Source organism: Vibrio crassostreae 9ZC13, assembly GCF_000272045.2.
Lineage (GTDB): Bacteria > Pseudomonadota > Gammaproteobacteria > Enterobacterales > Vibrionaceae > Vibrio > Vibrio crassostreae_C.
Genome location: NZ_AJYZ02000041.1, coordinates 583176 through 605270, shown reverse-complemented (window position 1 = coordinate 605270; position 22095 = coordinate 583176). Strand labels below are relative to the sequence as shown.

Genomic DNA, 22095 nt, shown 5'->3' with positions numbered 1-22095 from the left:
TAAAATAATGTAAATTGATATTAACGACACACCTAACGGTCAAATAACCGCTTACAAATGAATAAAATAGAGAAGCGCCAACATATAGAGCAGGTGAGTTTGTTATCTGAGCCCATTTCAATGCTGTTAATAATATGACTTATGGCCTATTAGCTCACCTAACACCAAACTCAATTCACCGGCTAATGACCGCACGCTCAATCACAGATTGAGGCACTGTCACGCCAAGCTCACGAGCAGCATCTAGGTTGACCACCAGCTGAGAACTCTGCGCAGTTTTGACACTCAACTTCCCGGGCTTCTGTCCTTCCAGAATGGCTGCGACATAATCCGCGGTCTGAACCCCAACATCATAATAATCTAGACCTAAACCAGCAATCGCTCCCTTTCCGACATAAGATGTGGCGCCTGCGACGACTGGCGTATCTGCATGGTTAGCCGCTTTGATAAGACCCTCCATGCCGCTTGCAACCGTATTATCGGTCAAGGCATAGATAACATCGGACTTCTTAGCAATGGATTCTGCTTTTGCTTCGACATCGTCAACAGTCAGCGCTTTTTCGGTGTGAAGTGTATAACCGAAATCTCGAGTTGCCTTTCTCAATAACCCAACTAACGCAACGGCATTTGCTTCTGCTGGGTTGTAAACTACACCGATTGAATTAGCTTCAGGAAGCAGTTCTTTGATTAATGACACATGCTGAGTGATCGGAGATAAGTCAGAAAGCCCCGTGACATTACGCCCCGGCTTTTCTAATTGTTTAACGAGCCTAGCGCCGATAGGATCCGTAACCGCGGTAAACACGATAGGAATCGAGCGAGTCGCCGACACTAAGGCTTGTGAAGTCGGTGTCGCGATACCAACAAGTACATGTGGATTTTCACTGACGAGCTCTCTGGCAATCTTGGCTGCCTGAGCCGGGTTACCATTCGCCATTTCATAGGAGAATTCTAAGTTCTTACCGGGTTCATAACCATTGGCTCTCAATCCTTCAAGAAGCCCTAAACGTGTCGCATTCAGATCTGGATGGTCAACAACTTGTGAAACCGACACTTTGGCAATGTTTGCCATTACATTGCCAGTCCATAGCAACATCAAGCAACTTAAAACCGCTGCCAATACCTTTCTTACAGAACTCATTATCGCTCCCTGAATCAAGCTCTACCCGTCATTACTCGCTCAAAGAGAACAACATCAAAATCACTATTGACATTATTACCAGTAACCATTGATAACTTGAAGTGATATTTAACAAAAATACAACAAGGCTCGAGTTATGTGAGAAAGGTTATATTGACTTCGGAGGAAGGTAAGAAACCAAGTGAATAAGGACAGGTAAGCTAAACGGAAAGTAAGCGAGGTAACAAAAAGAGGAGCAAATCTGAGAACAAGCTATAGAAGATGAATAGTTGTTCTCAGACAAGAGGGAGAGCTGGGATTCTTTAGAACCAACGCTCCATTGAGGATTTATCTAACTGACGAAAGGCACGATTTAAAATGATTGCCAATTCTTTATAGCGAGGGCGCGGCTTCATAGGCTCTAACGCAAAACCCGTTTCAGTGATCTTTTCATGCAGTTCGCGGTACCACGATACTAGCGCCGGCGGAAGTTGTGTATTTGAGCGATTGCCCAACCACCACATACCTTGAAGCGGCAAGCTGATCGCAAACAAAGCCATAACCACAGCCTGTGGCATCGCTTGGTAATTATTAAAGACCATTTGTGTAAGAACACTGATAGCGGCAATCGCAGGCATCACTTTCACGCCAAAGCGGGTCGCTTTAATAATGCGTTGTTCTGGGAAGATCGCGTTTAACTCTTTTCGGACGGGCCAGAGATCCATGTACTTTTGGCCATCTTTTAAACTACTAGCTAAACCAACTCTATTGCTCATATGAGTCTCCCATTAAAAAAAAGTTGAAATCATCAACTAAAAACACAAAAATTTGACGAAAAATAATATTCTTTCAAATTTTTTTGTTATATTTGCACAATATCGCTATTATTTGCAGACCTCAATCTCATTGTTGCCCTTATTTACAATTTAAGCAACTTTGAGAAGACTTCTGCAAGGAATGCACAAGCCTCTTTTTGATAAAGAGCGCTTTCACTTTATACGGAAATTAACGTTTTTTTGACCAAGGTTAGTACGCAAGCCTATGTGCTTCGACTATTCTTGAGATTAATTTTCATCCTTAACTGATTTCGATCAGAAAAATAAACAGGTAGTCATTAATGTCTAAGCTAGTTTTAGTTTTAAACTGTGGTAGTTCTTCTCTTAAATTCGCTGTTGTTGATGCAGAAACAGGTGCAGAGCACCTAACTGGTCTTGCTGAGTGTCTAGGTCTTCCAGAAGCTCGTATGAAGTGGAAACTTGATGGCAAGCATGAAGCACAACTAGGCGCGGGCGCAGCTCACGTAGAAGCACTATCTTTCATGGTAGAAACTATTCTTGCTTCTAAGCCTGAGCTTAAAGCTAACCTTGGCGCTATCGGTCACCGTATCGTACACGGTGGCGAGCAGTTCACTTCTTCTGCACTTATCACTGATGAAGTTCTTAAGGGTATTCAAGACGCTGCGACTTTCGCACCTCTTCACAACCCTGCTCACCTTATCGGTATCGAAGCGGCTCAACAAAACTTCCCAGGCCTTAAAAACGTTGCTGTTTTTGACACTGCGTTCCACCAAACAATGCCTTCTGAGTCTTACCTATACGCTCTACCGTACAACCTGTACAAAGAGCACGGCATCCGTCGTTACGGCATGCACGGTACTTCTCACCTATTCATCACTCGTGAAGTTGCAGGCCTACTAAACAAGCCAGTTGAAGAAGTTAACATCATCAACTGTCACCTAGGTAACGGCGCTTCTGTATGTGCAATCAAGAACGGTAAATCTGTAGACACTTCTATGGGTCTTACTCCTCTTGAAGGTCTTGTAATGGGTACTCGTTGTGGTGACCTAGACCCTGCAATCATCTTCCACCTACACGACGCACTTGGTTACTCTGTTGAAGAAATCAACAACATGCTAACTAAAGAGTCTGGTCTTGCTGGTCTAACTGAAGTGACTTCTGACTGTCGTTTCGTTGAAGACAACTACGGTGAGAAAGAAGAAGCAACTCGTGCAATGGACGTGTTCTGTCACCGTCTAGCTAAGTACGTAGCTGGTTACACTGCAACTCTAGAAGGTCGTCTAGACGCAATCACTTTCACTGGCGGCATCGGCGAGAACTCAGGCCCAATCCGTGAAATGGTTCTTAACCGCCTAGGCATCTTCGGTATCGAAGTTGACGGTGAAGCTAACCTTAAAGCTCGTTTCGGCGGCGAAGGTACTATCACTACAGCTAACAGCCGTATCCCTGCAATGGTTATCTCTACTAACGAAGAGCTAGTAATTGCTGAAGACACTGCGAAACTAGCAGGTCTTTAATTGATTTTCCTGACTAGCTTCATTCGAAGCTAGTCAGTTTTTCATATCAAGAAAATGGGGCTCAACTTCTATTCCTACCCCAATTTAAATATCGGTGGGAATAGCAGTTGAGCTTTTTTTATTTCCAATAGTCAAAGGTGTTCGTCAATGTCACGTACTATTATGCTTATCCCTACAAGCGCTGGTGTTGGTCTTACTAGTGTTAGCATGGGTGTTCTTCGCGCTATGGAGCGTAAGGGCGTAAGTGTTTCTTTCTACAAGCCAATCGCTCAGCCTCGCAGCGGTGGTAACCAACCAGATCTAACGTCTACTATCATCAGCGCAAACAGCGACATTAAGATTGGTGAGCCAATCGCAATGACTAAAGCTGAAGCTTTGATCGGTAGCGAAAAAATGGACGAGCTTCTTGAGTCTGTTGTTGAGCAATACAACAAGATCAACAAAGACGCAGAAGTTACGCTAATCGAAGGTCTAGTACCTACTCGTAAGCACCCATTTGCTAACCAAGTGAACGCGGAAATCGCAAAAACACTTGGCGCGGAGATCGTATTCGTTGCGACTCCTGGTACTGACAACCCTACGCAGCTTAAAGAGCGTATAGAAGTAGCATGTTCTAACTTCGGCGGTACTAAGAACAAAAACATCAAAGGCGTAATCATCAACAAGCTTAACGCTCCTGTTGATGAGGCTGGCCGTACTCGCCCTGACCTATCTGAAATCTTTGATGATGCAGACAGCGCTCAGCAAGCGAACCTTGAAGTAATGCAAATCTTCAACTCTAGCCCTATCCGTGTTCTTGGCTGCGTGCCATGGAGCATCGATCTAATCGCAACTCGTGCGGTTGATATGGCTAAGCACCTTAACGCTGAAATCGTTAACGAAGGTGAAATCTCAACTCGTCGTATTAAGAGCATCACTTTCTGTGCACGTTCTCTACCGCACATGATTGAGCACTTCAAACCAGGCTCACTGCTAGTAACTTCTGCAGACCGTCCTGACGTTATCGTTGCTGCGGCTCTTGCTGCGAAAAACGGTGTTGAGATTGGCGCAATCCTGCTTACTGGCGGTTACGACATTCCAGAAAGCATTGCTAACCTTTGTGCACCAGCATTCGCTTCAGGTCTACCGATCTTCAAGGCTCAAGGTAACACTTGGCAGACATCTCTAAACCTACAGAGCTTCAACCTAGAAGTTCCTGCAGACGATAAAGAGCGTATCGAGTTCGTTAACGATCACGTTGCAAGCCACATTGATGGCCCTTGGATTGATTCTCTATCTGAAGGTACTCAAGGCATCCGTCGTCTAAGCCCACCAGCATTCCGTTACCAGCTAACTGAATTTGCTCGTAAAGCGGCTAAGCGCATCGTTCTTCCTGAAGGTGATGAGCCACGTACAGTTAAAGCTGCGGCTATCTGTGCTGAGCGCGGTATCGCAACGTGTGTACTTCTAGGTAACCCTGAAGAAATCCGTCGCGTTGCAGCGCAGCAAGGTGTTGAGCTTGGCGCTGGCGTTGAGATCATCGATTCTGCATCAGTTCGCGAAAACTACGTAGCTCGTCTAGTAGAACTTCGTGGCGCTAAAGGTATGACTGAAGTTGTTGCTCGTGAGAAGCTAGAAGATTCAGTATTCCTAGGTACTATGATGCTTGAAGCTGGCGAAGTTGACGGCCTAGTTTCTGGTGCTGTTCACACAACGGCGAACACTATCGTTCCTCCGTTCCAGATCATCAAGACTGCTCCTGATGCTTCTATCGTATCTTCGATCTTCTTCATGCTTCTGCCTGATCAAGTTCTTGTATACGGTGACTGTGCGATCAACCCAGATCCAACAGCTGAACAGCTTGCTGAAATCGCTATCCAATCTGCAGATTCTGCTGCGGCATTCGGTATCGACCCACGCGTTGCTATGATCTCTTACTCTACTGGTGAATCTGGTAAGGGTGCAGACGTAGATAAAGTACGTGAAGCAACGAAACTTGCTCAAGAGAAGCGTCCTGATCTAGTGATCGACGGTCCTCTACAGTACGATGCAGCAATCATGGAAAACGTAGCCGCTTCTAAAGCGCCTAACTCTCCAGTTGCAGGTAAAGCGACAGTATTCGTATTCCCAGACTTAAACACGGGTAACACGACTTACAAAGCTGTACAGCGTTCAGCAGATCTAGTATCTATCGGTCCAATGCTTCAAGGTATGCGCAAGCCAGTAAATGACTTGTCTCGTGGCGCTCTAGTAGACGATATCGTTTACACAGTAGCTCTAACGGCTATCCAAGCAGACCAAGCTGCGCAAGCTGAAGAAAAAGTAGTTAACTAATTTTCTTTTTCAGAAAGCAAAAACCCTAGATGTTTATCTAGGGTTTTTTTACGCCTGAAGAAAAGCGGATTAATTAATGATTCTAACCACGTCCGTGAGGCGAATCTAAATCCAGATCAGGCCCTTTAGGCACCACTTGAGTCGGGTTGATGCCCGTATGGCTGTAATAGTAGTGGCGCTTGATGTGGTAGAAATCCGTCGTCTCTTTAATACCCTCTATTTGATAGAGCTCTTTTAGATAACCTTGGATATGTTTGTAATCCGCAATTCGTTGCTTGTTACACTTGAAGTGACCCACATACACAGCATCGAATCGAACCAAGGTCGTGAACAAGCGCCAATCCGCTTCTGTAATCTCGTTACCCGCTAAATAGCGATGTTCGCTAAGGTGAGCGTCTACTTTGTCTAGGGCTTCAAACAAGGCGTCATAAGCTTCTTCGTAGGCTTCTTGTGTTGTCGCAAAGCCAGTACGATAAACGCCGTTGTTGATGTTTGGGTAGATATAATCATTCCACTCATCAATCTTCTTGGACAACTCCCACGGGTAGTAATCATCGGTGTTGCCTGTTAACTCATTAAATTCTGAATTGAACATGCGGATGATTTCAGACGACTCGTTGCTCACAATTGTGTTGGTTTTCTTATCCCACAACACAGGCACCGTTACTCTGCCCGAGTAATCCGGTTTGGCTTGAGTGTAAATTTGATGCATTCGGGTATGACCGAATAGAGGCTCAGGTAACCCCATTTGCCAACCTTCACTCATCATGTCTGGGCAAACAACCGTCACGTCAATGTGATCGGTTAGGTCTTTCAGCTCACGGAAGATAAGGGTTCGGTGCGCCCAAGGGCAAGCCAATGATACGTATAAGTGATAACGGCCGCTTTCAGGCTCAAACTGCGCGCCCGGTTTGTTCTCTATCCAGTGACGAAAGCCCGCATCTTCACGAACAAACTTACCACCGCTTTCTTTGGTGTCGTACCACACATCGTGCCAAACACCTTCAACTAACTTACCCATATCCAAACCTCTGTCATCGAAACTTTTCTCTAGTATAAAAAAAGCCAACTTTTTCAAAACTAGAAGAAGTTGGCTTAGTTGTTCGAATATTTTGATGAAGCTTGTTGAGCGAACCAATAAGCCTAAGACAAAAAAAGCGCGACTCTAATAACTAGTCGCGCTTAAGCCTGTCACAGGCTGAACCGTTTTAAATAGGCTCTAGACTTGTACGTGCAAGCAAGATACTGCGTGAACGTCATCGCCTTGAATCGTTGGCTTAGTTTGCGCACACGCCTCTGTTGCTTGTGGGCAACGAGTACGGAACACACAACCTGATGGCGGATTGATTGGCGATGGGAGATCACCTTCCAACATCTGAATGGTTTTGCTGCGCTCTAAGCGTGGGTCTGGAATTGGAACTGCAGACATCAACGCTTTGGTGTATGGGTGCTTAGGATCAGAGAACAATGCATCTGATTCGCCAAGTTCTACCGCATTACCTAGGTACATCACCAATACGCGATCAGAGATGTGTTTAACAACCGACAAATCGTGCGCGATGAATACCAAAGACAAACCTAGCTCTTTTTGTAGCTCCTTCAGAAGGTTAACTACTTGAGCTTGGATAGATACATCCAGTGCAGAAACAGGTTCATCACAGATGATCATCTTAGGTTTCAAGATAAGCGCACGTGCAATACCAATACGCTGACACTGACCACCAGAGAATTCATGAGGGTAACGGTTGATTACGTTGGGTAGTAGACCAACCTTTGCCATCATCTCTTTAACTCTGTCCTTCACTTCTTGTTTAGAAAGTTCAGGGAAGAAAGTCTCTAGAGGCTCAGCAATAATATCGCCTACTGACATACGTGGGTTAAGCGATGCTAGCGGGTCTTGGAAGATCATCTGAATCTCTTTACGAGTCTCACGACGCTTCACTTCCTGCATCTTAGTTAGGTCTTGACCTAACCACATCACTTGACCTTCAGTCGCTTCAACCAAGCCGATAATCGCACGGGCAAAAGTCGACTTACCACAACCAGACTCACCTACTACACCCAGAGTCTCTCCTTCGTAAAGGTGAACATCAACCCCATCAACCGCTTTAAGGTTTGATGGTTTTGCCCAAGGCCAAGCAGACTTAGCTGCAATGCTAAAGTGAACTTTCAGGTCTTTAATATCTAATAGTAATTCTTTACTCATTTTGTCCAAGTCTCCCAATCTGAAAAACAAGCACGCTGACGGTCTTTAGCAAATGGCTGCAAAATCGGTGCTTCTTGCTTACAACGGTCCATTACACGGTGACAACGGTCTTGGTAAGGACAACCTGTTGGTAGGCGAAGTAAGTTAGGTGGGTTACCTGGAATCGTCGGTAGAATTTCACCTTCGGTATCCAAACGAGGAATCGCTTTAAGCAGGCCTTCCGCATATGGGTGGCTTGGCTCGTAGAAGATTTCATCAACCGTGCCGTACTCCATTGTACGACCCGCGTACATCACAAGTACTTTGTCACATGAGCCAGCAACAACACCCAAGTCATGGGTGATCATGATGATTGCCGTATTGAACTCATCTTTAAGTTCGTTCAGCAATTCCATGATTTGCGCTTGAATGGTTACATCCAGTGCCGTTGTTGGTTCATCAGCGATAAGTAATTTAGGACGACACAGCAGTGCCATTGCGATCATCACACGCTGACGCATACCGCCAGAAAATTCGTGCGGGTACATGGTGATACGCTTACGTGCTTCAGGGATTTTAACCGCTTCAAGCATGCGTACTGATTCTTCAAACGCCTCTGCTTTACCCATGCCTTTGTGCAGCATAAGTACTTCCATCAACTGATCACTTACTTTCATGTAAGGGTTCAGTGACGTCATTGGATCTTGGAAGATCATTGCGATCTGTTCAGCACGAACCTTGTTCAGTGCTTTTTCAGGCAGGTTGAGAATTTCATTGCCTTCAAACTTTGCACTGCCTGAGATGATGCCGTTCTTAGCCAGCAGCCCCATCAGTGCAAATACCGTTTGTGATTTACCTGAACCCGACTCACCAACAATACCTAGCGTTTCGCCTTGGTTAAGTGAGAAGTTCAAGTCGTTTACTGCGGTTACGATACCATCTTGCGTGGTAAATTCGACGCGCAGATCTTTGACATCTAATAAGCTCATTATTGCTTCCTTAATCTTTTATAGCTTTTAATTGCTATTTCGTTATCTGTCTTTTGGATCAAGCGCGTCGCGCAGACCATCACCTACGTAGTTAAAGCAGAACAGCGTAACTACCATGAATGCCGCAGGGAATGTCAATTGCCAGATTGCAACTTCCATTGTTTGCGAACCTTCTTGAAGCAATGCGCCCCAGCTTGTCATAGGCTCTTGAACACCAAGACCAAGGAAAGATAAGAATGATTCTGTAAGGATCATGCTTGGAATAAGCAGCGTAGAATAAACCGCTACGATACCCAGTACGTTCGGTACGATGTGACGTGTAATGATCTTCCATTTGCTTACACCACATACGTGTGCAGCTTCAATGAACTCTTTACTACGTAGGCTCAACGTTTGACCACGTACAATACGCGCCATATCTAGCCAAGCAATCGCACCAATAGCAACGAAGATTAGGACGATGTTACGACCAAAGAACGTTACCAGTACGATTACTAGGAACATGAATGGTACTGCGTACAAGATCTCTAGGATACGCATCATCACTCGGTCAGTACGACCGCCGATGAAGCCTGAAGCTGCACCGTAAAGCGTACCAATCAGTACCGCTACGAAGGCACCCATCACACCAACCATCAATGAGATGCGGCCACCGACAAGAGTACGAACGTACAAATCACGGCCTAAGCTATCGGTACCAAACCAGTGATCCGCATTCGGACCAACGTGCATTGCGTACCAGTCAGTATCATCATAAGTGTACTGAGCCAGCATTGGTAAGAAGATAACTGCCAGTACCATAAGCGTAAGAATGAACAGACTCACCATCGCAGCTTTGTTTCGCATGAAACGAATGCGCGCGTCCTGCCACAAACTACGACCTTCAATCTCTAAGCTCTCAGAGAACTTTTCGATCGCTTCTAAATTTTCTTTTTTCTTCAACATAACCATGCGTCCCTGTTAGTAGCGAATTTTCGGGTCAATAAGCGCTAGCAAAATATCAACGATTGCGTTGAACAAGATGAATAGGAAACCAATCAAGATGGTTACACCCATTACTAGCGAGTAGTCACGGTTAAACGCGGCGTTAACAAACAGCTTACCGATACCTGGTAGGCCGAAGATGGTTTCAACAACAACTGAACCTGTGATGATACCTACGAACGCAGGTCCCATGTAAGAAACAACAGGTAGCATTGCTGGCTTAAGTGCATGTTTTAGAATGATATAACGGTAGCTTAGACCTTTTGCACGCGCAGTTCGGATAAAGTTACTGTTTAGCGTTTCAATCATGCTACCGCGAGTAATACGAGCAAAGGTTGCTACGTAAAGAAGAGACATCGCGATAACAGGCAGCACGATGTACATAAATGTACCGCCATGCCAACCACCTGCTGGGAATATGTTCCAGTGCAGGGAGAAAAGGTAAATAAGCGCCGGTGCCAACACGAAGGATGGCATCACCACCCCGAGCATGGCGGTCGACATTATGGTGTAGTCGACCCAGGTATTGTGCTTCAAGGCGGCAATCGTCCCGACGGTGACCCCCATCAATAGTGTGAAGATAAAGGCAACGAAACCTACCTTCGCAGATACTGGAAGTGCAACCGCGATCAGCTCATTTACTGTGTAATCTTGGTATTTAAAAGAGGGACCGAAGTCACCTTGTAAGATATTTGTCAAATACGTGGTGTATTGTTCAAATACTGGTTTATCCAAGCCGTATTTAGCTTCGATGTTAGCCATAACTTCTGGCGGTAATGGACGCTCGCTTGAAAACGGGTTACCCGGTGCGAAACGCATAAGAAAGAAAGATATAGTGATCAACACCAACATGGTTGGAATCGCTTCAAATATCCGTTTCATAATGAATTTAAGCATAAACTCACTCTTTCAGTCTGTGACAATTAAAATTAGAAAGACGCTACATGCGCGCCCTGCGCATGTAGTGCCTGTATCGTTATATTTATATTAACTTTTGAATCGAAGCTGATTATTGAGCTTTGATGTATAGGTCTTTCGAGAAGATCTTGTCTTCCGCGTTGTTGATTGGGAAGCCACCGACATGCGGGTTAAGTAGACGAGATTTCACGTATTGGTAGATAGGAGCGATTGGCATATCGTTAGCCATCAACTTCTCAGCTTCTAGGTAAAGTGCTTCGCGCTCTTCTTCTGAAGTAGAGTTAAGTGCTTTGTCGATGATTTGATCGTAAGCCGCGCTATCGTAGTGAACACCACCAGTAGTGTTGTTACTCTTCATTAGTGTTAGGAAAGAAGACGCTTCGTTGTAGTCACCACACCAACCGGCACGTGCAACTTCGAAGTCACCAGAGTCTTTAGAAGATAGGTATGTTTTCCACTCTTGGTTTTCAAGTGTTACTGAAAGACCTAGTGTTTTCTTCCACATTGAACCTAGTGCTACAGCAATCTTCTTGTGGTTCTCTGAAGTGTTGTAAAGTAGGTTGAATTTAAGTGGGTTGTCTTTACCGTAGCCCGCCTCTGCAAGAAGACGCTCTGCTTCTGCGTTACGCTCTTTTTGAGACATCTTACCGTAAGCAGGTAGCTCAGGGTTGAAGCCAGCAGTGATTTCAGGCGTTAGGAAGTAAGCAGGTTTTTGACCTTGCGCTAGGATTGCACCTGTTACGATATCACGGTCGATCGCGTAAGAGATTGCTTGACGAACACGAACATCATCAAATGGTGCTTTCTTCGTATTGAAGATGTAGTAGTAAGTACATAGGTTACCCGCTACAGATACATCTTCTGCGTACTCTTTTTGAAGACGCTTGAAGTGCTCAGTTGGAAGTTCGTTTGTGAAATCGATTTCACCAGATAGGAAACGGTTCATTTCCGCTACTTGGTTTTCGATTGGTAGGAACGTTACTTTGTTAAGAACTGTTTTATCGTTGTCCCAGTACTGTTCGTTACGCTTGAGTACTAGACGCTCGTTAACAACCCATTTATCAACAGAGAATGCACCGTTGCCAACAAAGTGCTCTGGCTTAGTCCACTGGTCACCGTATTTTTCAACAGTTGCCTGGTGTACTGGCTTCATTGTTGTGTGGCCCATCATCATTACGAAGTATGGTACCGCTGTTTCTAATTCAACAACTAGAGTGTTTGCATCCACTGCTTTAACGCCTAGTTCACTCTTGTCTTTCTTACCCGCTACGATATCTTTCGCATTCGCCATCTTGGTGTATTCCATGTACCAAGCGTATGGAGAAGCCGTTGCAGGATCAACTGCACGTTGCCAGCTGTATACAAAATCTTGAGCTGTTACAGGATCGCCGTTAGACCATTTTGCGTCTTTGCGTAGGTGGAAAGTGAATGTTTTGTTGTCTGTCGTTTCCCAGCTTTCCGCAACACCAGGGATAGTGTTGCCGTCGCCGTCTTGGTTCACTAGACCTTCTAGAAGATCACGAATTACGTGAGATTCTGGTACACCTTGAGATTTGTGTGGGTCGATAGTTGCAACTTCAGTACCGTTACCGCGAACAAGTTCCTGAACTTTTGCCAGTTCTGTGCCTGCTGGAACTTCAGCAGCGATAGAAAGAGTAGAAGAGGCAGCCACTGCCAAACCAGCACCTAGAAGAAGGGCCTGAGTGATTTTATTCTTGTACATTTAATAAACTCCAAGTTTTATGTATTGCATCCATGACTTCTTTGCTTGGTTCACTGAACGGCAGTGATTTAGATTTATTTAGCTCAAAATTTAAGCATAAAAATCTAAAACCTTACAAAGATTGAGGCACACACTATCAACCATTGAAGTAATTTGCCACAAACAAGTCGCAAAAAATCGGATAATTCTCCGAAATACTTAAGGTATCAGTGTAAATATCTAAAAAACCCCAAATCAGTAGTGACTTGCGTAGAGGGATTAATTAAAAAACAGCCTTTAGTGTTGATGTATCTGTGTTGATACTTTTTTTTAGCATCTTATGCTAGAACACTGAGCGCAAATTAACATTAATGCCACATGAAATCTAATTGCACATCACATATCACCTAAACCGTCTACACTATTTGTGAGGATAATCACTTTATACAAGACAGCATAATGCTCTGCACCAAACCGGGTTATCCAATGCACCAATTAAGACAAAATTACGCGCTGAATTTATATGCAACCACAATGAATTATCATTTGTCAAATCAATGATTATCTATAAATAGATTTATAGCAGGTACAAAAAAACCGACCTAAGTGGTCGGTTTTTGACTGTCTCATATACAAATGAGTAAATGCTGAAGCAACATCACTTTAAGAGAAATTACTTCTCCCAGCGTTCCGCTGCTTTCGTGTCTGAATCACGAGAATCAACCCAACGCGTCGTTTCGGTCGTGCGTTCCTTTTTCCAAAAGGGAGCCTTGGTTTTCAGGAAGTCCATAACGAATTCACAGGCTTCAAATGCAGCACCACGGTGTGCACTGGATACACCAACGTAAACAATCTGGTCGCCGATATCTAAGTCACCTACACGGTGGATAACACGCATCTTCTGAATAGGCCAGCGAGCCTCAGCTTGGTCACAGATCTCGCTCAGTGATTTTTCTGTCATACCCGGATAGTGCTCCAGAGACAAACCAATCACATTGTCGCCAAGGTTCATGTCGCGAACTTTACCAACGAACGTCACAATCGCTCCGGCAGCTGTACCTTGAGCCAAGTAGTCGTATTCGTCGCCTACCGAGAAGTCCTCAGCTGTCACTAATACTCTTGGATCCATGCTTAGCCTCCAGTCACTGGTGGGAAGAAAGCCACTTCGTCGCCGTCTTTCACTTCAGCTGTCAGAGGTACGATTGATTGGTTAAGTGCAGCCAGAAGCTTCCCCTCTTCCAATGCGATATCCCATTTGCCTTCTTGTGTCACAAGATGACTACGAATCGCTTCAATCGTCTTAAATTGTGCATCAACTTCAACGCTGTCCACACCAACAAGTTCACGAGTTTGAGCAAAGAAAAGTACTGTAATCATGACTCCACCTTAAAGTGACCAGATTTACCACCTGTCTTCTCTAGCAGGCGCACGTTTTCGATAACAATGTCTTTCTGAACAGCTTTACACATATCGTAAATCGTTAACGCAGCCACAGAAGCAGCCGTTAGCGCTTCCATCTCTACGCCCGTCTTACCCGCAAGCTTACAAACAGATTCGATGCGAACCTTGTTTTCAGACTCAATAGCTTCAAGCTGCACTTCTACTTTAGTTAATAGCAGAGGGTGACACAGGGGAATCAGATCCCACGTCTTCTTCGCCGCTTGAATACCCGCAATACGTGCCGTTGCGAAAACATCACCTTTATGGTGGCTACCAGAGACAATCAGCTCTAGCGTTTCTGCCGACATTTGAACGAAGGCTTCCGCTCTCGCTTCACGTACTGTTTCCGCTTTAGCCGATACATCGACCATGTTTGCTTCGCCAGACGCGTTAATGTGTGTAAATTTGCTCATACTCAAACCGCCTTATACAGAAAGGTGTGGCATGAAGTTACAAGGACGGTGGCTAGCATCCATCTGTTGCTTGATGATCTTAGTCCAACCGGTGCGGCAAGCGCCTGTAGAACCTGGCATCGCAAAGATAACCGTGTGGTTAGCAAAACCCGCAATCGCACGAGATTGAATTGTCGAAGTACCGATCTCTTCGTAAGATACTTGACGGAATAGCTCACCAAAGCCTTCTACTTCTTTGTCGAACAGTGGCTTAAGCGCTTCAGGCGTGCTGTCACGAGAAGTGAAACCAGTACCACCCGTGATCATGATAGCTTGTACGCTTTCATCAGCGATCCATTTAGATACGATCGCACGGATCTTGTACATGTCATCGATAACGATTTGCTTATCAACCACATTGTGGCCAGCTTCTTTAGCATGCTCTGCTAGGTAACCGCCTGAAGTGTCGTTTTCTTCTGTACGAGTATCTGAAACCGTTAGTACTGCGATGTTTGCTGCTTGGAATTTGCTTTCTGCGTGACCCATTTGTTCACCTATATAAATTTTTCATTAGACTGATTCGCCCAGCCTGAAGAAGCTGAGCGATAAAATGCTTTAGAGTGTGTAGCGGGTTAACCGCCGATTGACGCCAAGTTTGGAGTCATGCCGCTGTTGCCATCGTGTAAGAAGTGGCTAACGGACTTGGTTTGAAGCTGAGCCTGAATTCGATCAATGAGTTCTTGCTCTTGTTGATCTTCTTGAATCAGATCTCTCAGTTCAACACCATGGTCGCCAAACAGACATAAGTGAAGTTTACCGGTCGCAGAAACACGCAGTCGGTTACAACTCTCACAAAAATCTTTCTCGTAAGGCATGATCAAACCAATTTCACCCTTGTAGTCTGGGTGGACAAACACTTGTGCTGGGCCATCGTTAACAGCTTTGACTTTTAACAGCCAACCATTAGCAATAAGCTGGTTGCGGATCGCAACGCCAGACACATGGTGTTTATCGAACAACTCGTCCATCTCGCCGGTTTTCATCAGCTCGATAAAACGTAATTGAATAGGTTTGTCTTTGATCCAATTAAGGAAGGCTGGTAATTCCTGACTATTGAGGTCTTTCATTAATACGACGTTGACTTTGACTTGTTCAAAGCCAACCTCAAACGCTTTATCAATGCCTCGCATAACCTCAGTAAACTTATTCTCACCAGTGATCTGATGGAACATGCGCGAATCTAAACTATCCACGCTCACGTTTATATGGGTTAAACCAGCATCACGCCATTGCCCTACTTGTTTCTCCATGCGGTAGCCATTCGTTGTGGTGGCTACTTTTTCGATGCCTGGAGTAGAAGCAACGGTATGTATGATTTCGGGAAAGTCTTTACGCAGACTCGGCTCTCCGCCTGTAATGCGGATCTTTGAGGTACCACAATCTGCAAACGCTTTAACAACGCGTTTGATCTCGGGAACACTTAAAAAAGACGAGTTTTTTTGCCCTGACGGTTTGTAACCATCTGGTAAGCAGTAAGTACATTTAAAGTTACAGACGTCTGTAACCGACAAGCGCAAGTAATAAAACTTGCGATGGAATCTATCTTCGAATTGTTGCGCCACGGAACACCTTTCCAAACACGGGAGGCATAATCATTTCCAATTAAGCCCTTGTGACAACATGTCACTGGCTCTTGATGCGTATCGGTACAGCAAATACCACTGTGCGACTTAGCATGCGAGAGCTCGGAGTTATGGCAACTGAGCGTTATATTCACACGCGCAGTAGCTGAGTAATAAAATACTTAATATTTGTACGTGAATCTAGCTCTGATGGTAAAAAACGGGTCACATCGGCAAAAAAAACGTATCAAACGCTCAAAATAACTCTTGTTGAGTATATAGCGAGAAGCATTTAACCTAAATTATAGTTGGTAATAACCTAACAAGAACAATAAATGAATATTTACTCTTCAAAGAAAGTCGTAGCAATCGGCGGTGGCCATGGCTTAGGTCGCATGTTAGCTGCATTAAAAGACTTTGGTAACAACGCAACTGGCATTGTTGCAACGACAGATAACGGCGGTTCCACCGGACGTATTAGAGATTGCCAAGGTGGCATCGCATGGGGAGATACACGCAACTGTATCAACCAATTAATCACAGAGCCTTCAATCAGTTCGATGATGTTCGAATACCGCTTTCGTGGTCAAGGTGAGCTAGACGGTCATAACTTGGGTAACCTAATGCTAACGGCGCTAGACAACCTTTCCGTTCGCCCATTGGAAGCAATTAACCTAATTCGAAATATGCTCAAGGTCGATGTCAATATCGTGCCGATGACTGAGCATCCTTCAGACCTCACGGCTCTATCAATGGACGGCCGCTGGGTTACCGGCGAAACCAACGTTGATGACATGACGGAAAAGCTGCGCATGATGGACTTGTCTCCAGAAGTGCCAGCAACCAAAGAAGCCGTTGCTGCCGTTGAGCAAGCAGACTGCATTGTCCTTGGACCAGGAAGCTTTTTAACCAGTGTGATGCCCCCGCTGCTACTGCCAGAAATTGGCAAAGCAATCGCGGAAAATACCAAGGCAAAAGTTATCTTTGTTGAAAACCTTTCGCCAGAACACGGCCCTGCAGGAAAAATGACGCTTCAAGAACAATTGGAGTGGTGTGAACGTACCTGTAAGGCAAGAAAGATAGACATTGTACTGGGCAATGAACCACACCCTGAATTGGAAGGGCAATGGAATTGTGTGACCACTGATCTTGCCTCTCCTAACCGAGATTGGCGACACGACCGTTTAAAACTCCAACAAGCGATTAGGGATCAACTGGCTTAATGCTTGTAGCTTAGGCTAGACGATAGAGACCAGTAAAAACAAAAAAGGAGCATCATGCTCCTTTTTTAGTCTGTTTAATAACTAGCCGCTTTAGAGATCCGTCATCAATTGCTGATATTCAGTGTACGTTGATAACAGTAGCTCTTGCATATCTTGGAAATCAATCTCGGTTACAGGCAATGCTTGCTTCACTTTTGCGTCTAAGCTAATCGCAAAACTACACAAAGAGTCTGCGCCAAAACTTGCTGCGCTGCTCTTAAGTGCATGGCTTATATCAGCCAAGTACTTAGAGGTATCCGACGCTTTATTTATCTCTAGATGTTCGTAGTAGCCTTTCAACTCACCTAAGAAGATTTCCAGCAAAACTGGTACATTCTCTTGTCCTATTTCACCGGCGAGCTCATCAACTTTTTGCTGATTTAATACTTTCGTCATTATGATTTTCTTATTGTTTGGTGATTACTGCTTCGCATTCCACGTTTGCAACTTACGGTATATCGTCGATGGACTGACATCTAAGAAACCGGCCGCGCGGGGAATGTTGCCGTCACACGCTTTTATGGCCTGTTCGATAGCCGTCTTCTCAGTGATCCACAATGGGAAAATATCTTTTACCGTGATGTCTTCGTTCTGCTTTTCTTTCAAGCGCAGGCTGTTTTCAATCGGTTGGTTCAATGGTGGTGGAAGCATGTTGAGAGTAATCTCTTTGCCGTTATTCAATACCACCACGTTCCGTAATACGTTTTGTAGCTGACGAACGTTACCCGGCCACTCATATTGATTAAAGCGATCAAGCACTTCTTGAGCAAAACGCACAAACGCCTTCCCCTCCTCGACCGACATGTAGCCTAGCAGCGAGTACGCAATCTCGATGACATCTTCACCACGCTCACGCAACGGCGGTAAGTGCAGTGGAATCACGTATAAACGATAGTATAAATCTTCTCTAAAGCGACCTTCTTGTACTTCTTTCCAAGGGTCACGGTTGGTCGCACACACAAAACGAACGTCGACACTCTTCATCTTCGAAGAGCCCACTTTTTGGAAAGTACCGGTTTGGATAAAGCGCAGCAGCTTAGTTTGTAGCTCTAAGTCCATTTCGCACAATTCATCAAGGAATAGTGTACCGCCATCAGCGAGTTCAGCGGCACCTTGGCGATCGGTTGCAGCACCGGTAAAGGCGCCTTTAACGTGGCCAAATAGCTCACTTTCAATCAGATCTTTAGGGATAGCCGCACAGTTAATCGCGATGAAAGGCTTGTCACCACGCTTACTCGCCGCATGAATAGCTTCTGCACACACCTCTTTACCGGTACCACTTTCACCTGTAATGAAAATGCTCGCCTTACTCGATGCTGCAGAGTCGATAGTTCGGTAAACCTGCTGCATGGTTTGGCTGCTACCAATAAAACCTTGGTAATTTTGGTTTCCCGGGTGTTCCGAGCTATTTTTAAGTTTGGTGGCTTTGCGGATCGCGTTGTTCACCGTAATACGGAGTCGGTCGGCTTCACACGGCTTGATAAGGAAATCTTGAGAACCATGACGCATGGCTTCTACGGCGGTATCGATAGAACCGTGAGCCGTCATGAAGATAACCGGAACTTCAGGGTATTTTTGTTTTACAGCAAATAGCACGTCCATACCCGTCATGTCAGGCAGACGTAGATCTAATAAAATAAGGTCTGGGATTCGATGATTCAAACTCTCGATTGCATCGCGGCCAGTGCCGACAATGTTAATATCAATTTCGAGCGGTGTAAGATACGAGCGATATAAAGCTGCTACCGAAGCGGTATCCTCGACCATCAACAAATACTTCGATTTGTTATCTAGCGTTTTTGATTGCATATCCTAGCCATTTATAATTTGCATTTCTTATTATAGTCGCATTCCGCTTTGCATTATGCAAATTAGCCACAATATTTGTAGTGTGTTTTTTTACTTACTTCAAATAATCAATGTTTTATCTATCTGGCACGAACGATGCAACTGTATAAATGACCTTCGGGTCACCTAGCCAACTGACGTTGTTAGTGGACCGAGTGTTCACAAACGTAAGCCAGTAGAACATTTACTACTGGCTGTTTTTTTGCCTGAAACACTCTCAATTCTTGTATTGAGGGGAACAATTCTTCGAATGAAAAGTGAGATTAGCTGTTGGTAATAAACTGCTTTCTTAGCTGCTCAATTTCATCACGCTTCTGTGCGGCCAATTCAAATTCTAGGTTCTGAGCATGCTGATACATCGCAGTTTCTAGCTTGCTGATCTCTTTATCAAGCTGTTGCGGTGTAAGTACTGCATAACTTTCAGAAGGCTCTGCAACCTTAGATAGAGGAACTTGCTTCGATTGGCGCTGCTGCTTCGACTTGGTTAGATCACCCAACTCCATAATATCTTTGATATTACGTTTAAGCGCTTGTGGCGTAATACCTTGCTCTTCGTTGTAAGCTTGTTGTTTTTCTCTACGGCGATCAGTCTCATCAATTGCTTTTCTCATCGACTTGGTGATTGAATCACCATACAAGATAGCTCTACCTTCCAAGTTACGAGCTGCACGACCAATGGTTTGGATCAGAGAACGCTCAGAACGCAAGAAGCCCTCTTTATCTGCATCAAGAATCGCCACCAGCGATACTTCCGGCATATCCAAACCTTCACGAAGTAAGTTAATGCCCACTAACACGTCGAACTCGCCCAAACGTAGGTCTCGAATGATCTCTACACGCTCAACGGTATCGATATCTGAATGCAAGTAACGAACCTTAACACCATGCTCACTAAGGTATTCGGTTAAGTCTTCTGCCATTCGTTTAGTTAGCGTCGTGACAAGCACACGCTCTTCTTTCACTGAACGGATTCTGATTTCAGACAGCAAGTCATCCACCTGAGTCGCGACAGGTCTTACTTCGATGATTGGGTCTAACAGACCAGTAGGACGCACCACTTGATCAGCAATCTCACCATCTGATTTCTCAATCTCATAATTACCCGGCGTGGCCGACACAAAAATGGTTTGTGGCGCGATCGATTCGAACTCTTCAAATTTCATCGGACGGTTATCCAACGCAGAAGGCAACCTAAAGCCAAACTCAACCAAAGTCTCTTTACGAGAGCGGTCGCCTTTATACATGGCGCCAATTTGCGGCACAGTTACGTGTGACTCATCGATGATCAGCAAACCATCATCAGGCAGGTAATCAAATAACGTTGGAGGCGCTTCCCCTTCCGCACGGCCGCTCAAGTATCGTGAATAGTTTTCGATACCGGAACAGAAACCCAACTCCGTCATCATCTCGATATCAAACTGAGTTCTTTGAGAAATACGCTGTTCTTCTAACAGTTTGTTGTTGTCTTTTAGGTATTGAGCCCTATCGCGCAACTCATCTTTAATTTTCTCAATCGCCTCAAGGATCTTCTCTCTTGGGGTGACATAGTGAGTTTTTGGATAAACGGTAAAACGCGGTAAGTCTCTTTGTTTCACCGCACCAGTCAGAGGATCAAAAATACTAATGCAGTCCACTTCGTCATCGAACATTTCAATTCGAACCGCATCTTGGTCAGATTCTGCTGGGAAGATATCAATCACCTCACCACGAACACGGAACTGACCACGTTCAAATGCGACATCGTTTCTTGAATATTGCAGCTCAGCCAAGCGGCGTAGGATGTCTCGCTGATCCATCACCTCACCACGACTCAAGTGCAGCATCATCTTCAAATAAGACTTAGGATCACCAAGACCGTAGATAGCCGATACAGAAGCAACAATAATGGCATCTTTTCTTTCTAACAAAGCTTTGGTAGCTGAAAGTCTCATTTGCTCAATATGAGCATTTATCGACGCATCTTTCTCGATAAAGGTATCCGTGGTTGGAACGTAGGCTTCCGGTTGGTAATAATCGTAGTAAGAAACAAAGTACTCAACGGAGTTATTCGGAAAGAAGGATTTCATCTCGCCATAAAGTTGAGCTGCCAACGTTTTGTTAGGCGCTAACAAGATTGCTGGTCTTTGAGATTGAGAAATGACGTTGGCAAGAGTAAAGGTTTTACCAGAGCCCGTTACCCCTAATAGAGTTTGATGTGCCAAACCAGAATCTAATCCATCTAGTAATCTGGTTATCGCTGTCGGCTGGTCACCGGACGGGCTATAGTCCGATACCAAGTCAAAGAGTTTACTCATAGGTCGCCATTTCCATACTGTGTATTTAATCAGGTCATTGTCACTCTAGGAGCTATGTCGTTGCAACTATTATCTAGAGAAATGCATCTTAAGATTAGATATCAGTGATAGCTTTTATTTTTAGAACTTGGTATTATCCGTGCCCTTGCAAGATCTCTTCAGCTAAATTGCTCAATTTTTCATCCACTACTTTTCCCCAAAAAATCTAAAAATAGCACTTGTTTTACTGTATGTTTTATAATCGCCAAAAGTTATACAATCGTGATATTTTGATGAAAATCCTTTAAATACATTATCTTATCTTGGATTTTTACATTCTCAGATTTATCCCAATTATTGTTATTAAAGTATCACGCACACACTTATCCACAATTTTGGTGGATAACTGAAGAAAAGCTAAATCCGGTAAGGCGTCCAAGAAAGTAAAGTTTTTTATATTATTTTTTTCTGCTATTTTTTATTGACAGAAATTCGGACTATTATTAGAATTCGCGTCGCTAACAAGCAATTCCCCTTTAGTTCAGTTGGTAGAACGGCGGACTGTTAATCCGTATGTCGCAAGTTCAAGTCTTGCAAGGGGAGCCAAATTCAGAAAAAAGCTCAATCGAAAGATTGGGCTTTTTTCGTATATAACTGCGACTAACTTGTTCCAAGTTAATGTCACAAACCTAGCCGCCCGCGTTCAAGTCTCGACAAGGGGGCCAAATTTAAA

19 protein-coding genes, 1 tRNA gene and 1 riboswitch are annotated in these 22095 nt (G+C 44.5%); of the genes, 4 read left to right on the top strand and 16 right to left on the bottom strand.

Features of this window, described 5'->3' with window-relative positions; translation table 11 throughout:
• Positions 1-175: 175 nt before the first annotated feature.
• The gene (locus A136_RS17210; RefSeq protein ID WP_017063469.1) at positions 176-1141 is read right to left on the bottom strand and encodes an ABC transporter substrate-binding protein; all 966 of its coding nucleotides are present in this window, start codon (positions 1139-1141) and stop codon (positions 176-178) included.
• A gap of 302 nt (positions 1142-1443) precedes the next feature.
• The gene (gene yfbV, locus A136_RS17205; RefSeq protein ID WP_017062168.1) at positions 1444-1896 is read right to left on the bottom strand and encodes a terminus macrodomain insulation protein YfbV; all 453 of its coding nucleotides are present in this window, start codon (positions 1894-1896) and stop codon (positions 1444-1446) included.
• A 341-nt stretch (positions 1897-2237) separates the two neighbouring features.
• On the opposite strand from yfbV, the gene A136_RS17200 reads away from it, so the two are divergent.
• The gene (locus tag A136_RS17200) at positions 2238-3434 is read left to right on the top strand and encodes an acetate kinase (RefSeq protein ID WP_017063468.1); all 1197 of its coding nucleotides are present in this window, start codon (positions 2238-2240) and stop codon (positions 3432-3434) included.
• Positions 3435-3581: 147 nt separating this feature from the next.
• Positions 3582-5747 carry a phosphate acetyltransferase gene (pta, locus tag A136_RS17195; protein WP_017062170.1) on the top strand — a complete coding sequence of 722 codons (2166 nt, stop codon included), beginning with the start codon at positions 3582-3584 and terminating at the stop codon, positions 5745-5747.
• A gap of 82 nt (positions 5748-5829) precedes the next feature.
• On the opposite strand, the gene A136_RS17190 is transcribed toward pta, so the two are convergent.
• From A136_RS17190 to moaA, 11 genes are all read right to left on the bottom strand, one after another.
• Positions 5830-6768 (bottom strand): glutathione S-transferase family protein, encoded by a 939-nt coding sequence (locus tag A136_RS17190; RefSeq protein WP_029235136.1) that lies wholly within the window; start codon positions 6766-6768, stop codon positions 5830-5832.
• Positions 6769-6966: 198 nt separating this feature from the next.
• Positions 6967-7953 carry a murein tripeptide/oligopeptide ABC transporter ATP binding protein OppF gene (gene oppF, locus A136_RS17185; protein WP_017062172.1) on the bottom strand — a complete coding sequence of 329 codons (987 nt, stop codon included), beginning with the start codon at positions 7951-7953 and terminating at the stop codon, positions 6967-6969.
• Positions 7950-8921, bottom strand: a complete 972-nt coding sequence (locus A136_RS17180; RefSeq protein ID WP_012603544.1) for an ABC transporter ATP-binding protein — start codon at positions 8919-8921, stop codon at positions 7950-7952. Before A136_RS17180 ends, oppF begins: the two co-directional genes overlap by 4 nt.
• Before the next feature lie 42 nt (positions 8922-8963).
• Entirely contained in the window at positions 8964-9866 is a 903-nt protein-coding gene (oppC, locus tag A136_RS17175; RefSeq protein ID WP_017062173.1) for an oligopeptide ABC transporter permease OppC, read from the bottom strand.
• Positions 9867-9881: 15 nt separating this feature from the next.
• Entirely contained in the window at positions 9882-10802 is a 921-nt protein-coding gene (gene oppB / locus A136_RS17170; protein WP_017062174.1) for an oligopeptide ABC transporter permease OppB, read from the bottom strand.
• Positions 10803-10914: 112 nt separating this feature from the next.
• Positions 10915-12546 carry an ABC transporter substrate-binding protein gene (locus A136_RS17165; protein ID WP_017063466.1) on the bottom strand — a complete coding sequence of 544 codons (1632 nt, stop codon included), beginning with the start codon at positions 12544-12546 and terminating at the stop codon, positions 10915-10917.
• A gap of 652 nt (positions 12547-13198) precedes the next feature.
• The gene (gene moaE, locus A136_RS17160; protein WP_017062176.1) at positions 13199-13654 is read right to left on the bottom strand and encodes a molybdopterin synthase catalytic subunit MoaE; all 456 of its coding nucleotides are present in this window, start codon (positions 13652-13654) and stop codon (positions 13199-13201) included.
• A gap of 2 nt (positions 13655-13656) precedes the next feature.
• Positions 13657-13902 (bottom strand): molybdopterin synthase sulfur carrier subunit, encoded by a 246-nt coding sequence (gene moaD, locus A136_RS17155; RefSeq protein ID WP_017063465.1) that lies wholly within the window; start codon positions 13900-13902, stop codon positions 13657-13659.
• A complete protein-coding gene (moaC, locus tag A136_RS17150; RefSeq protein ID WP_017063464.1) occupies positions 13899-14378 on the bottom strand; it encodes a cyclic pyranopterin monophosphate synthase MoaC in 480 nt (159 codons plus the stop codon). Before moaC ends, moaD begins: the two co-directional genes overlap by 4 nt.
• Positions 14379-14390: 12 nt before the next feature.
• Complete coding sequence (gene moaB / locus A136_RS17145; RefSeq protein WP_004734027.1) at positions 14391-14903, bottom strand: molybdenum cofactor biosynthesis protein B; 513 nt, start codon at positions 14901-14903, stop codon at positions 14391-14393.
• An 86-nt stretch (positions 14904-14989) separates the two neighbouring features.
• Positions 14990-15979 carry a GTP 3',8-cyclase MoaA gene (gene moaA, locus A136_RS17140; RefSeq protein ID WP_009848642.1) on the bottom strand — a complete coding sequence of 330 codons (990 nt, stop codon included), beginning with the start codon at positions 15977-15979 and terminating at the stop codon, positions 14990-14992.
• A riboswitch (molybdenum cofactor riboswitch) is annotated at positions 15968-16120 on the bottom strand. (Overlaps the previous gene by 12 nt.)
• Before the next feature lie 194 nt (positions 16121-16314).
• Between moaA and A136_RS17135 the strand changes: the two genes are divergently transcribed.
• The gene (locus A136_RS17135; protein ID WP_017063463.1) at positions 16315-17202 is read left to right on the top strand and encodes a YvcK family protein; all 888 of its coding nucleotides are present in this window, start codon (positions 16315-16317) and stop codon (positions 17200-17202) included.
• 90 nt (positions 17203-17292) lie between these two features.
• Here the strand turns inward: A136_RS17135 and luxU are convergent, their stop codons facing one another.
• From luxU to uvrB, 3 genes are all read right to left on the bottom strand, one after another.
• A complete protein-coding gene (gene luxU, locus A136_RS17130; RefSeq protein WP_017063462.1) occupies positions 17293-17637 on the bottom strand; it encodes a quorum-sensing phosphorelay protein LuxU in 345 nt (114 codons plus the stop codon).
• Positions 17638-17661: 24 nt separating this feature from the next.
• Positions 17662-19050 (bottom strand): quorum-sensing sigma-54 dependent transcriptional regulator LuxO, encoded by a 1389-nt coding sequence (gene luxO, locus A136_RS17125; protein ID WP_004734031.1) that lies wholly within the window; start codon positions 19048-19050, stop codon positions 17662-17664.
• Positions 19051-19352: 302 nt separating this feature from the next.
• Positions 19353-21383 (bottom strand): excinuclease ABC subunit UvrB, encoded by a 2031-nt coding sequence (uvrB, locus tag A136_RS17120; RefSeq protein ID WP_017063461.1) that lies wholly within the window; start codon positions 21381-21383, stop codon positions 19353-19355.
• A 509-nt stretch (positions 21384-21892) separates the two neighbouring features.
• On the opposite strand from uvrB, the gene A136_RS17115 reads away from it, so the two are divergent.
• Positions 21893-21968: transfer RNA gene (locus tag A136_RS17115), tRNA-Asn, on the top strand.
• The last annotated feature ends 127 nt before the right edge of the window (positions 21969-22095 follow it).